The sequence below is a fragment of the Streptomyces sp. NPDC051452 genome (assembly GCF_044454765.1).
GTDB lineage: Bacteria > Actinomycetota > Actinomycetes > Streptomycetales > Streptomycetaceae > Streptomyces.
Genome location: NZ_JBITEB010000015.1, coordinates 211,008 through 223,804 on the forward strand (window position 1 = coordinate 211,008; position 12,797 = coordinate 223,804).

The 12,797-nt window shown below is 72.2% G+C and carries 13 protein-coding genes; 7 read left to right on the forward strand and 6 right to left on the reverse strand.

The window, feature by feature from the left end; translation table 11 throughout:
• Nucleotide 1: 1 nt before the first annotated feature.
• From ACIBA9_RS29500 to hemC, 3 genes are read left to right on the forward strand one after another with little or no spacing between them, the layout of a single operon-like run.
• On the forward strand, nucleotides 2–1,321 hold the full coding sequence (locus ACIBA9_RS29500) for a flavin monoamine oxidase family protein (protein ID WP_399367702.1): 1,320 nt from the start codon (nucleotides 2–4) through the stop codon (nucleotides 1,319–1,321).
• A complete protein-coding gene (locus ACIBA9_RS29505) occupies nucleotides 1,314–2,747 on the forward strand; it encodes an aminobutyraldehyde dehydrogenase (RefSeq protein WP_399367704.1) in 1,434 nt (477 codons plus the stop codon). The genes ACIBA9_RS29500 and ACIBA9_RS29505 overlap by 8 nt, the downstream gene beginning before the upstream one ends.
• A gap of 41 nt (nucleotides 2,748–2,788) precedes the next feature.
• Nucleotides 2,789–3,724: a hydroxymethylbilane synthase gene (hemC, locus tag ACIBA9_RS29510; protein WP_399367706.1), complete on the forward strand. Its 936-nt coding sequence runs from the start codon at nucleotides 2,789–2,791 to the stop codon at nucleotides 3,722–3,724.
• Between the two features lie 68 nt (nucleotides 3,725–3,792).
• On the opposite strand, the gene ACIBA9_RS29515 is transcribed toward hemC, so the two are convergent.
• From ACIBA9_RS29515 to ACIBA9_RS29530, 4 genes are all read right to left on the reverse strand, one after another.
• On the reverse strand, nucleotides 3,793–4,323 hold the full coding sequence (locus ACIBA9_RS29515; RefSeq protein ID WP_399367708.1) for a hypothetical protein: 531 nt from the start codon (nucleotides 4,321–4,323) through the stop codon (nucleotides 3,793–3,795).
• A gap of 191 nt (nucleotides 4,324–4,514) precedes the next feature.
• A complete protein-coding gene (locus ACIBA9_RS29520) occupies nucleotides 4,515–5,375 on the reverse strand; it encodes an ABC transporter permease (RefSeq protein ID WP_399367710.1) in 861 nt (286 codons plus the stop codon).
• Nucleotides 5,335–6,207 (reverse strand): ABC transporter ATP-binding protein, encoded by an 873-nt coding sequence (locus ACIBA9_RS29525; RefSeq protein WP_399367712.1) that lies wholly within the window; start codon nucleotides 6,205–6,207, stop codon nucleotides 5,335–5,337. The genes ACIBA9_RS29520 and ACIBA9_RS29525 overlap by 41 nt, the downstream gene beginning before the upstream one ends.
• Nucleotides 6,208–6,222: 15 nt before the next feature.
• Nucleotides 6,223–6,708: a MarR family winged helix-turn-helix transcriptional regulator gene (locus ACIBA9_RS29530; RefSeq protein ID WP_399367714.1), complete on the reverse strand. Its 486-nt coding sequence runs from the start codon at nucleotides 6,706–6,708 to the stop codon at nucleotides 6,223–6,225.
• Between the two features lie 248 nt (nucleotides 6,709–6,956).
• On the opposite strand from ACIBA9_RS29530, the gene ACIBA9_RS29535 reads away from it, so the two are divergent.
• Both ACIBA9_RS29535 and ACIBA9_RS29540 read left to right on the forward strand, forming a co-directional pair.
• A complete protein-coding gene (locus ACIBA9_RS29535; protein WP_393902473.1) occupies nucleotides 6,957–7,748 on the forward strand; it encodes an RNA polymerase sigma factor SigF in 792 nt (263 codons plus the stop codon).
• A 169-nt stretch (nucleotides 7,749–7,917) separates the two neighbouring features.
• Nucleotides 7,918–8,745: a VOC family protein gene (locus ACIBA9_RS29540; RefSeq protein ID WP_399367717.1), complete on the forward strand. Its 828-nt coding sequence runs from the start codon at nucleotides 7,918–7,920 to the stop codon at nucleotides 8,743–8,745.
• A 49-nt stretch (nucleotides 8,746–8,794) separates the two neighbouring features.
• Here the strand turns inward: ACIBA9_RS29540 and glgX are convergent, their stop codons facing one another.
• Both glgX and ACIBA9_RS29550 read right to left on the reverse strand, forming a co-directional pair.
• A complete protein-coding gene (gene glgX / locus ACIBA9_RS29545; RefSeq protein WP_399367719.1) occupies nucleotides 8,795–10,963 on the reverse strand; it encodes a glycogen debranching protein GlgX in 2,169 nt (722 codons plus the stop codon).
• Nucleotides 10,960–11,463, reverse strand: a complete 504-nt coding sequence (locus ACIBA9_RS29550; protein WP_399367721.1) for a pep a2 — start codon at nucleotides 11,461–11,463, stop codon at nucleotides 10,960–10,962. The genes glgX and ACIBA9_RS29550 overlap by 4 nt, the downstream gene beginning before the upstream one ends.
• 303 nt (nucleotides 11,464–11,766) lie before the next feature.
• Here ACIBA9_RS29550 and ACIBA9_RS29555 point away from each other — a divergent pair, with 303 nt between their 5' ends.
• Together ACIBA9_RS29555 and ACIBA9_RS29560 are read left to right on the forward strand one after the other, a co-directional pair.
• The gene (locus ACIBA9_RS29555) at nucleotides 11,767–12,066 is read left to right on the forward strand and encodes a DUF5133 domain-containing protein (protein ID WP_362165320.1); all 300 of its coding nucleotides are present in this window, start codon (nucleotides 11,767–11,769) and stop codon (nucleotides 12,064–12,066) included.
• Between the two features lie 107 nt (nucleotides 12,067–12,173).
• Nucleotides 12,174–12,797: maltotransferase domain-containing protein (locus ACIBA9_RS29560; RefSeq protein ID WP_399367724.1), on the forward strand; the 624-nt coding region annotated here is incomplete at its 3' end.

Sequence of the window (12,797 nt, forward strand, 5' to 3'; positions counted from 1 at the left end):
GATGCATCACGACGTGATCGTGCTGGGCGCCGGTCTGGCCGGGCTCGCCGCCGCCCGGGACCTGGCGGCCGGCGGCACCGACGTACTGGTCCTGGAGGCCCGGGACCGGGTCGGCGGCCGGGTCGAACAGATCCGTACGCCCGACGGCCGCACCGTGCAGCTCGGCGGTGAGGTCGTGGGCCGCGGCCACACTGCCTACCTCCAACTGGCCGGCGAGCTGGGCCTGAAGCTGATACCGAGCTACGTCGACGAACCCGGCGTGATCACCCGCGCCACCTCGGAGGGGCACTCGGCCGGCGATCCCCCGCACTGGTTCGGCCCCGGCGACGCGGCCGAACACGCCCGGCTCGGCGCCGAGTTCTCGGCCCTGGCCGCCACCGTCGACCCCGACGACCCGTGGTCGCATCCGCGGGCCACCTCCCTGGACCGGCTGTCCGTGGCCGACTGGCTGCGCTCACGGCAGGCCACGCCCGCCGTGGTACGGCTGTGGGACATCGGGCAGCTCGCCCTGGCCGGGGGGTCCTACGAGCGGATCTCGCTGCTGGCCGCGCTGCGCAAGAGCGCGGCGGTACCGGGTTCCGGCGGCGGTGACTACGACTACGAGGACTGGGAGGGACTGCGGCTGGCCGACGGCTCGGCGACCCTCGCCGAGGTCATGGGCCGCGAACTGGCGGGACGTATCCGGCTGGGCTCGCCCGTCACCGGTGTCGACATCCGGCCGGGTCGCTGCCGGGTGCGTCTGGTCACCGGCGAGGTCCTGACCGCGTCGGCCGTGGTGAGCGCCCTGCCGGTGGGGCCGCTGCGGGAGGTGAGCGTCACCGGCGTCGGCGAGGCCCGGCTGGCCTCGCTGCACCGCCAACGCCAGGCCCTCGCGGCCAAGTTCGCCGCCGTCTACGACGCCCCGTTCTGGCGCGCGGCCGGCCGGAACGGCCTGTCCGAGGCCGAGGGGGTACTGGGCAGCACCTGGCCGCAGAGCGAGGGCGTACTGTCCGCGTTGATACCGCCCGAGCGCTACGGCGTCCTGCTGGGCACCCCGCCCGCGCTGCGCACCGCCGAACTCCTCGGCGAGGTGGCGGCCATGTTCGGCGACGCGGCCCGCCGACCGCTCTCCTGCCATCTGCGGCTGTGGGGCACCGACCCGTGGACGCGCGGCTATGTCACCCAGTGGCCGCCCGGTGAGGTCATGGCCGTCGGCCCCCTGCACGGCACCCACGAACCCGCGTTCTACGTCTGCGGCTCCGACCAGTGGGTCGCCGGCTACATGGAGGGCGCGGTCCGCACCGGCCGCGCCGCCGCCGAGGAGGCCCTGCGCCGTGGCTGACACCGCTCGTTCGACGACCGTCCTCAACCACATCGGGGGCGAGGACGTACCGGCCGCGTCCGGGGCCATCTCGCTCCTGGTCGACCCGGCCACCGGACGCGTGCACGGCAGCGCGCCACTCTCCGGCGCCGAGGACGTCGACGCGGCTCTGCGCGCGGCCGAGGACGCGTTCACCGGCTGGTCGCTCACGACCCCGGCGCACCGTCAGGGGGCGCTGCTGCGGATCGCCGACGCCCTGGAGCGCGACGCCGGCGCCGTGGCGAGCGCGGAGGTCACCGACACGGGCAAGCCGCGCGCGCTGTTCCTGGCGGACGAACTGCCCGCGATCGTGGATGTGTTGCGGTACTTCGCCGGTGCCGCGCGCAATCTGCCGGGCGCGGCCGCCGCCGAGTACACGCCCGGCCGCACCTCGGCGCTGCGCCGTGAACCGGTCGGTGTCTGCGCGCAGATCACGCCCTGGAACTATCCGTTGATGATGGCGGTGTGGAAGGTCGCCCCGGCGCTGGCGGCGGGCAACACGGTGGTGCTGAAACCGTCGGACACCACACCGTCCTCCGCCACGATGCTGGCCCGGCTGGCCACCGAGCACCTGCCGCCCGGCGTGCTCAACGTGGTGTGCGGCGACCGGGACACCGGGCGGCTGCTGGTGGCCCATCCCGGCGTCCGGCTGGTGGCCGTTACCGGCAGTGTGCGGGCCGGGCGGGAGATCGCCGCGGCGGCGGCCGCCGACCTCAAACGGCTGCATCTGGAACTCGGCGGCAACGCTCCGGTCCTGATCCACGAGGACGCCGATCTCGACGACGCCGTCGCACGGCTGTCGTCCCTGGCCTTCTACAACGCGGGCCAGGACTGTACGGCCGCGACCCGGCTGCTGGTGCACCGCCGGGTGTACGACGCCTTCGTCACCGCCTTCGCCGACCGGGCCGCCCGGTTGCGGCCGGGCGGCCCCGACGAGGCGGACCCGGACTTCGGCCCGCTCGCCCACGCCACCCAACTCGCCTCCGTGCGCGGACTGCTGGCCGGGCTGCCGGACCACGCCGAGGTCGTCACCGGTGGCGCGGCCCTGGACCGGCCCGGGTTCTTCCATCAGGCGACGGTGGTCGCCGGGGTGCGGCAGGACGACGCCATCGTGCGTGAGGAGGTGTTCGGCCCGGTCGTCACCGTCCAGCCGTTCGGCGACGAGGAGGAGGCCCTCCGCCTGGCCAACGCCGTTCCCCAGGGGCTCGCGGCGAGTGTCTGGACCCGGGATCACGACCGTGCGATGCGGGCGAGCCGGGCGCTGCGCACCGGCATCGTCTGGGTCAACACCCATGGCACCACGGTCTCCGAGATGCCCCACGGGGGCGTACGGCACTCCGGCTACGGCAGCGACCTGTCGCTCACCGGCCTGCTCGACTACACCCAGGTCAAACACGTCATGCTGTGACCCGTCGGGCCCCTTCGCCCCCAGGGTCTATCGTGTCCCCCATGTCTGCGCCGGAACTGATCCGTATCGTCTCCCGCGACTCGCCCATGGCCCTGGCCCAGGTGGAGCGCGTCCGCGCCGAGTTGGCCGTGCTGCACCCGGGTGTGCGCAACGAGGTCGTCCCGGTGAAGACGACCGGCGACAAGTGGATGGGCGACCTGTCCATGGTCGAGGGCAAGGGGGCCTTCACCAAGGAGGTGGACGCGGCCCTGCTGGCCGGGGAGGCGGACCTCGCGGTGCACTGTGTGAAGGACGTGCCCGCCGACCGTCCGCTGCCGGCCGGGACCGTGTTCGCCGCGTTCCTGAAGCGGGACGACGTCCGCGACGCACTGGTCCACCCGGGCGGTCTGACCCTGGACGAGCTGCCGGCGGGCACCCGGATCGGCACCTCCTCGGTGCGCCGGATCGCCCAGCTGGCCGCCACCCATCCGGGGCTGCGGTGCGTGCCGTTCCGCGGCAACGCCAACCGCCGGCTGGAGAAGCTGGCCGCCGGGGAGGCGGACGCGCTGCTGCTGGCGGTGTCCGGTCTGGAGCGCATCGGCCGCACGGACGTGATCAGCGAGGTGCTGTCGCCGGAGACGATGATGCCGCCGATCGGGGCGGGCATCCTCGCCCTGCAGTGCCGGGAGGACGACACCGAGGTGATCGACGCGGTGTCCGGGCTCGGCGACCCGGCGACGCACCGCGAGGCCACGGCGGAGCGGATGTTCCTGCACGTACTGCAAGGCCACTGCAACAGCCCGATCGCCGGCTACGCGCGCATGGACCGCGGTGGTGAACTCTCCCTGCGGGCCTGTGTCTTCACCCCCGACGGCAAGGTCCGGCTGAACGCCCACGAGTGGGCGGGCCGGCTGGATCCGGCCACGCTCGGCACCTCGGTCGCGGTGGCACTGCTCAGGCAGGGCGCGCGCGAGATCATCGACGGCATCCCGCACTGACGGCCCGGCGGCGACCGCGCGGCCGCATGACGGCCGTCCGGCTGCCGTAGGACGGCGCGCGGCCGGGGTCAGGGGGTGCCGGGCTCCGTCTGGTCCTTCAGGAAGGCGCTGACCTGGTGGGCCAGACCGGACTGGCCGGTGCCCGTGGGCGCGGCCGGGGCGGTGCCCTCCACGATGCCGATGCCGATGCCGCCCGCCCACAGCCGGCGTTCGGTCCACTCCTCCTCCACCCGCAACTGCACCTGCACGTCCACCTGGGTGAGGGCGGCCTCGGGTGCGGCGGCGTAGAGGACGGCGGTGGCCCGGCGCAGCGGATAGACGTCGAAGCCCTCGATGAACTGGGAGCTGCGCCAGTCGATGAACGCGCCCTCGCCGTCGGGGCCGACCCGGACGTCGGCCTGGCCGTCCTCCAGGTGGATGCCGTAGTGGCGCACCCCGCGGTTCTCGACGGTGACCCGGACACTGAAGTACGTCAGCCCGTCGGCGGCGTCGTCGCGTCCGCGGGGCGGCTCGGCCGCCTCCAGACGATGGACGCGGACCCGCAGACCGGCATGCTCGTCGTACTCGTGCCAGTCCCCGACCACGTTCGGCTCGTACACAGTGCCCCTCTCGACCTTCGAGAGCTGCTGTCTATCTGTGCGCCGATCGCACTGTCAAATGAGCGGAATGCGCCGTGGCCAGGGGATTAACCCGCTTTGCTCGGTGATCAAGCGCTGCCCAGGAAGAACTCGTTTCGGGCGTCCCCGGGTGCGGCACGCGCGCGTGCCGCACATCACGTCCGGGGGCAAGATCAGCGGGCGAGGCGGCCGAGCAGCGAGGAGGCCGCGGTGATGCCGAGGGCGGCGGCGATCGCCAGCACCCCGAAGTCGGCGGCCAGATGCGCGGGTGTGCCGAGCAGCAGGCCGCGCAGGGCGTCGACTTGGTAGCTCAGCGGGTTGACCTTGCTGACGGCCTGTAGCCAGCCCGGCATCACCGAGACGGGGTAGAGGGCGTTGGAGCCGAAGAACAGCGGCATGGTGATCGCCTGCCCGAAACCCATGAGCCGGTCGCGGCTGAGGACGATGCCGGCGATGGTCATCGACAGGCAGGAGAAGAACACGGAGGCGAGGACCACCGCGACGGCGACGCCGACCAGCTTGAGCGGGTTCCAGGTGAGGGCGACCCCGAGCAGGGCGGCGATGACGATGACGACGATCGCCTGCACCAGCGACTTCACCCCGGCGGCGAACGCCTTGCCGGTGATCAGTGCCGAGCGCGGGGTCGGGGTGACGAGGAGCTTGTTCAGGATGCCCGCGTCCCGCTCCCAGATGATCTGGATGCCGTTGAAGATCGCGATGAACATCGCCGACTGGGCGATGATGCCGGGCGCCATGTAGTCGATGTAGGGAACGCCCCCGGTGGGTATCGCCCGGATCCTCGTGAAGGTCTGCCCGAAGATGAGCAGCCACAGGGCGGGCTGCACGGCCCGGGTGTACAGCTCGGTGCGGTCGTGGCGCAGCTTCTGCAGTTCCACGGCGCACATCGCGGCGACCCGGGCGGGCAGCAGCCGCCAGCCGGCGCGCGGCACCGGTGGGGTGAGCAGCAGCGCGGTGCCCTTCACGGCAGTGCCGTCAGCCGACGCGGCGCGCGGTGCGGCGGGTGCTTCGGACATCGCGGAAACCTCCTGCGGACGTGTCGTCGAGGCCGCTGCCGGCGACGTCGCGGAAGACGTCCTCCAGCGTGGGCAGGGTGGTGGTGCCCTGGCGTTCGGCGAGTCCGGCCCGCAGTTCGCCCGGGGTGCCGAGGGCGCGGACGCGGCCGCGGTGCATGAGGCCGATCCGGTCGCAGTACTGGTCGGCCTCGTCCATGTAGTGGGTGGTGACCAGGACGGTCATGCCGGTGGCGGCGCGCACGGTGTTGATGTGCTCCCAGACGCCGGTGCGGGCGATCGGGTCCAGGCCGATGGTGGGCTCGTCGAGGATGAGCAGCCGGGGGGCGCTGACCAGGGCCTGGGCGAGTTCGAGACGGCGGATCATGCCACCGGAGTAGGTGCCGGCGAGCCGGTCGGCGGCGTCGGCGAGGTCGACGGCGTCGAGGGCCTGCGCGACGCGCTCGGCGCGCTCGCGGCGCGGCACGTCGAAGACGCGGGCGAAGAGGGCGACGTTCTCCCGCCCGGTGAGCCCGCTGTCGGCGGAGAGCTGCTGCGGGACGTACCCGAGCAGGCGGCGCACGGCCATGCGCTCCTTCGCCGCGTCGTGCCCGAGGACACCGACCGTGCCGGCGGGCACGGGCAGCAGCGTGGTGATGCAGCGGATGGCGGTGGTCTTGCCCGCGCCGTTGGGTCCGAGCAGCCCGAACACCTCGCCGGTGCGGACGGACAGGTCGAGCTCGTCGACGGCGTTGGTCTCGCCGAAGGCGTAGGTGAGCCCGGTGCAGGTGACGGCTTCGGCGGGGGCGCCGGGCGGCCCGGACGGGGCCGCCGGGCCGGCGGTGTCACTCGTCATGGTGTCTCGGCTTCCTCATGTCTCCTCGGCCTCCTCGTGCAGGGTGAGGGCCAGCCTGCGCAGCGCCGGCAGGGCAGCGCGCAGGGCCTCGCGGTCGGTGTCGTCGAGCCGCGCGACGTGCCGGCCGAACAGCTCGGCCCGGCGGCGCTGCCAGTCCGCGAGCCGTCCGACGGCGGCGTCGGTCAGCAACAGGCGGGCGGCTCGACGGTCGGCCGGATCGGTCTCCCGAAGCAGATATCCGTCCCGGGCGAGCTGGTTGACCAGGGTGGACACGGAGTTGCCCGCCAGGTGCAGCTCCCGTGCCGCTTCCGAGATGCCGATGCCCGGCCGGGACTCCACCAGCCGCAGCAGCTCCACCTCGGCACCGCGCAGCCGGGGGCCGGTCAGCCCGCCGCGCAGCCGTCGCCGGATCAGTCGCTGGATGCGTACGAGCGCGTCGGCCAGTTCCACGGGAAAGGCCTCGGACGCCGCTGTCGCCCGTCGGCCCGCTTCGGTCTGCACATCCGGAGATTATCTCTGTTACAGAGGTAATTCCGCCCAAGGACCGGTCAAGAGGGGCCGATCCGTCCTTTATGGCACGATTGTTTTGTGATGTCCGTAAACGGGAAAGCGAACACCAGTGCTTCGGACAGGAGGCACGTCCGTGGAAGCGGCATCGCCGGACGCCCCGGTATCCCGATGTTCTCCTGCCGTCCGAGCGCCTTCCACGGTGTCCGTCCATCCGGCACCCGCTGAGAGAGGTGCGCACGATGCGTGTCACCGGCGGCACGAAACCACATCCCCACGATGACGCCCCCGACACGGCGGAGTCCTTCCAGCGGCTCTCGCGGATGACCGACGATCCCGAGCGGCAGGCGTTGCGGGACGAGTTGGTCCGGCTGTGGCTGCCCATGGCCGAGCGGATCGCCATCCGGTTCCGCGGCCGCGGGGAAGCCCTGGAGGATCTCTACCAGGTGGCCGCGCTCGGTCTGGTGAAGGCCGTGGACCACTACGATCCGATGCGCGGCCGCGCCTTCGAGGCGTACGCCGTGCCCACGATCACCGGGGAGATCAAGCGGCACTTCCGTGACCACATGTGGACGCTGCACGTGCCCCGCCGGGTGCAGGACCTGCGCAACCGGGTCCGTTCCGCCACGAAGGAACTGGCGCAGACCACCTCCGGCCGGGCGCCCACCGTCGCCGAGATCGCCGAGTTCACCCGGTTGACCGAGGACGAGGTGCGCACCGGCATGGAGGCGCTGGAGTGCTTCTCGGCGCTGTCGCTGGACGCCGAGGTGGCCGGTACGGACGGTTACGCCCTCGGGGACTCCCTCGGGGAGCCCGACCCCGGCTTCGACCTCGTCGTCGACCGGAACGCGGTCAAACCGTTCCTGGAGGCCCTGCCCGAGCGCGAACGCACCATCCTCTATCTGCGGTTCTTCCGCGGCATGACACAGAGCCGGATAGCCGAGCAGCTCGGCATCTCACAGATGCACGTCTCGCGGCTGCTCAGCGGCTGCTTCGACCGGCTGCGCGAGGAACTGCTCTCCGAGGTCCGTTGAGGACCGCCGCGCGCCCCCGCGCGTGGTCGGCGGCCCTGCCCTGGGCGCGCGGCCCGAGCGGCCCGTACCCCCCGCCACCCGGGGTACTCGACAGGCACCCGACGCCCGTCCGGCCGGACACTGGGCATGAGCGGTGGCCGCCGGGCCCCGAGAGCAGGACGCGACTGCCATGAACGAACACATCCCTGTCGGTGACGGCCCGAGCGCCACCGGATCGAGACGCAGAGAAGACGTCCTGTCCACGAACTCCGTCTTCGGCGCACCGTGCTGGGTCAGCCTGACCAGCCGCGACCTCCAGGCCACCCAGGACTTCTACTCGGCCGTCCTCGGCTGGCGTTGGCGCGGCGCGAAGCTGGGCGAGCACTTCCGCATCGCCCTGGCGGGCGGGGTGCCGGTGGCCGGGATCGCCGCCGTCGCCGCCATGTGGCAGATGGCGGTCGCCTGGACGCCGTACTTCGCCGTGCCGGACGCCGACCTGGCGGTGTCCCGGGCCCGGGAACGCGGCGGTACGGCGGCCGTCGGCCCGCTGTCCTTCCCGCCCGGCCGGGCCGCGCTGCTCGCCGACCGGGACGGGGCGACCTTCGGCATCTGGCAGGGAGAGCTGGTCTCCAACTGGGAGGCGTGGCGGCGGGCGGCACCGACGTTCATCCGGCTGCACACCCGCGACGCCTTCGACTCGGCCATCTTCTACGGCGAGATCCTCGACTGGGCGTCCGGGCAGGCCGGATGCTGCGAGGTCGAGTACGAGGGCGGCGAGGTGGTGCTGCGCAGCCAGGGCGACATCGTGGCGCGGATCGACTCGGGCGCGGTGGGCGCCGCCCCCGACCCCTCCGTTCGGCCGCACTGGCAGGTCCACTTCGCCGTGGCCGACGTGGCCGCCTGCGCCCGGGCGGCGGAGAAGCACGGCGGCAGCGTGCTGAGCGAGGGCGACGACGAGGCGATCCTGCGCGATCCCGACGGGGCGCAGTTCACGGTGACGTCTCGCCGCACTCGCTGAGCGGCCCTCGCGCGGTTCCCCGGGGACACGGGGGACCGCGCGAGGACCGCTACCCTGCGGTGCGTGAGGGCCGCCCGCCGACGGTGTGCGAGGGGCGGGACAACAGGATCAGGGCACGGGACTCCACCCGCAGCCGGGTGCCGGCCTTGCGCTCGCGCTCGTCGGGAACGCCTTCCGGATCCGCGGTGTCGATCAGGGTGGTCCAGCGCTCGCCGAAGGAGTCGGCGGGCAGCCGGAAGACGACCGGTTCCCAGTAGCCGTTGACCAGCAGCAGGAAGGAGTCGTCGACCATGCGGCGCCCGTAGGGGTCGCGTTCGGCGATGGCGTCGCCGTTGAGGAACACGGCGACCGAGTGCGCGTCCTCGCGCTGCCAGTCCCGCTCGGTCATCTCGCGGGCGTCGGGCCGCAGCCACATCAGGTCGGGCAGCGGCTGTGCGGCGTTGGTCGCGGTCTCGCCGCGGAAGAAGCGCCGGCGGCGCAGCACCGGATGCGCGGCGCGCAGGGCGATCAGACGCCGGGTGAAGTCGGCGAGGGCCCGCTGCTCGTCGGTGAGTTCCCAGTCGATCCAGGAGATCTCGTTGTCCTGGCAGTAGGCGTTGTTGTTGCCGCGCTGGGTGCGGCCGAGTTCGTCGCCGTGGCAGAGCATCGGGATGCCCTGCGAGAGCAGCAGGGTCGCGAGCAGGTTGCGCTGCTGGCGGGCGCGGAGTTCCAGGACGGCCGGCTCGTCGGTGTCGCCCTCCGCGCCGCAGTTCCAGGACCGGTTGTGGTTCTCGCCGTCCCGGTTGTCCTCGCCGTTGGCCTCGTTGCGCTTGTCGTTGTACGACACCAGGTCGCGCAGCGTGAAACCGTCGTGCGCGGTGACGAAGTTGACGCTCGCGCGCGGGCGGCGCCGGCTGTGCTGGTAGATGTCGGAGGAGCCGGTGAGCCGGGAGGCGAACTCGCCGAGCGCACCGGGTTCGGCCCGCCAGAAGTCCCGTACCGCGTCCCGGTACTTGCCGTTCCACTCCGACCACAGCGGCGGGAAGTTGCCCACCTGGTAGCCGCCCTCGCCGAGGTCCCAGGGCTCGGCGATCAGCTTGACCCGGCTGATCACCGGGTCCTGCTGGATCAGGTCGAAGAACGCCGAGAGCCGGTCCACCTCGTGGAACTGCCGGGCCAGCGTGGCCGCGAGGTCGAAGCGGAAGCCGTCGACGTGCATCTCGGTGACCCAGTACCGCAGTGAGTCCATGATCAGCTGGAGCACGTACGGATGCCGCATCAGCAGGCTGTTGCCGGTGCCGGTGGTGTCGTAGTAGTGCGCCCAGTCGCCGTCGACCAGCCGGTAGTAGGAGGCGTTGTCGATGCCCCGCAAGGACAGGGTCGGGCCCATCTCGTTGCCCTCGGCGGTGTGGTTGTAGACCACGTCGAGGATCACTTCGAGGCCGGCCGCGTGCAGCGCCTTCACCATGGCCTTGAACTCGGTGACCTGCTGGCCCCGGCTGCCGAAGGCGGCGTAGTCGTTGTGCGGGGCGAAGAAGCCGATGGTGTTGTAGCCCCAGTAGTTGGACAGCCCGCGGTCCTGCAGGACGCCGTCCTGGACGAACTGGTGCACCGGCATCAGCTCCACCGCGGTGACACCGAGCGAGGTCAGGTGCTCGACCACCGAGGGGTGGGCCATCCCGGCGTAGGTGCCGCGCAGCTCCTCGGGGACGTCGGGGTGGGTGCGCGTGAGGCCGCGCACGTGCGCCTCGTAGATCACCGAGTCGGCGTACGGGGTGCGCGGCGGGCGGTCGTCGCCCCAGTCGAAGAAGGGGTCGGTGACCACGCCCAGCATCGAGTGGCCGGCGCTGTCGACCGGGGCGGGTCCGTCGGGGGCGCGCTCGTAGAGGGAGGCGTGGTTGTCGATCTGGCCGTCCACGGCCCGGGCGTACGGGTCGAGCAGCAGCTTCGCCGGATTGCAGCGGTGGCCGAGCGAGGGCTGCCAGGGTCCGTGCACCCGGTAGCCGTAGCGCTGGCCGGGGCCGACGCCGGGCAGATAGCCGTGCCAGACGAATCCGTCGACCTCGTGCAGCCGGACCGGCCTCGCTTTGCCCGCGTCGTCGACCAGGATCAGTTCGACGCGCTGGGCGACCTCGCTGAACAGGGCGAAGTTGGTGCCCTGTCCGTCGAACGAGGCACCCAACGGGTAGGGGTGCCCGCTCCATACGGGCACCCCCTTCCGGGCCTTGCGGGCGGTCACCGGCTGCCCTCCGAAGCGTCGGCGGCGGGAGCGGCCAGCGCGACGACGGGCTCGGCCCGCGGTACCTTCAGGCCCGTGCGCAGGGCGGGCTCGGGGGTGAGGGGCACCAGCGGGACCCGCGGGCTGGCACGGGCGCGCTGCGAGAACCAGATGATCTTGCTGCCGGTTTCCGAGGCGCAGCAGCCCCAGCCGTCGCTCATCGCGGCGATGTCGGCCAGGCAGGCCCGCAGGTCCTGGTCGGGGCGGAGGTCGGGGTCGTCGTCACCGAAGGCGGTGATGAGGTGCTGGCCGTTCCACCACATCTCGATCGAGGTGTGTTTGTCGCTGGCGTGCTCGTTGATCGCCCGCAACAGCAGTTCGGCACCACGGCAGACGGGATCCGTGAGGTTCTCCAGATCCCAGTAGCGCAAGTGGGCGGCCAGGATGCGGCTGACCTGTCCCACCCGTTCCGGGCTGACTTCCACGTCGAGGTGGTAGTAGCAGGGCACTGCGGTCTTCATCGTCGCTTGCTCCTCACCGGCGAAGCTCTCGCTGCCCTCGCCCCTTCCGGGAGGGATCCCGGACACACAGCGTGAGCGCTGATCGCTTCTGAGTCACCTCCACGGTGCGGGCGCTACGCCATTCGTGCAACACGAACGCCCGACACCCGCAATGGTTGAAGGTCCAACAAGACGCTGGGTCATCGTCCGTGCACCATAAGTGAAAGCCTCGATCGCCGTAACGGTGCCGTGCCTCCCCGCGCGCGGACACCACCCGACCGCCGGGAACGCGCCCAGTCGAGAGCGTGGAGGGTGAACAAGGCGATGCTGCTACCCGCCAAGGCCGAAGTGGCCCGGCAGTTGCGGCGTTACCGGGCGTGGGAGCGCGTCATGCTCGCCTCGCCCCACGACCGCACGGTCCGGGCCACCTTCGAGGACTCGGGTTACACGCTGTGCGTTCTGATGGGCAAGCGCTGTGCCCGCGAGGCCGCGGAGGCCGCGGAGCGCTATCTGCGCACCACTCAGGTCACCTACCTGCGAGAGCAGGACGGGCGGCCGCAGCCGCGCCGGACGGCGAGAAGCGCGCCGCCGCCGGAGCGGCGTTCCACGGCGCCAAGCTCCTGACCTGGCACCGTACAAGGCGTTCCCCCACGGGACCGACGCGGTCGGCCCGTCTCGGACCGCGAAGCCGGGCCGCGGGCCCGGCTTCGCGCACGGCGGAGGTGAGATACATGCGCAGGACCCCGGCCATCGGCCGTGTACCGGTACGTGACGTCCGGCCGGCCGTTGAGTGCGGCAGGCGGCCCGCGAAGGCGGTGGTCGGGGAGACCTTCGAGGTCACGGCCACCGTGTTCCGCGAGGGGCACGATGCCGTGGGCGCCAACGTGGTCCTGCGCGATCCCCGGGGCCGGCGCGGCCCCTGGACGCCGATGCGGGAGCTGTCCGAGGGCAGCGACCGCTGGGGAGCGGAGATCACCCCGGACATCACGGGCCGCTGGACGTTCCGTGTGGAGGCCTGGAGCCATCCGCTGGCGACCTGGCGGCACACGGCGTCCGTCAAGGTGCCGGCCGGGATCGACACCGGTCTGGTCCTGGAGGAGGGCGCGGAACTGTACGAGCGCGCGGCCGCCGGAGTGCCGAGAGGACCGGAGCGGGACCTGGTGCTGGCCGCCGCGCACGCCCTCGGCGACGACCGCCTGTCGGTGCACGACCGTCTGAAGGCGGCGCTCGGCCCGCGGGTCGAGGCGCTGCTGTCCCGTTATCCGCTGCGCGAGCTGGTGACGGCTTCCGACGCGATGCCGTTGCTGGTGGAGCGTGAACGCGCGCTGTACGGCTCGTGGTACGAGTTCTTCCCG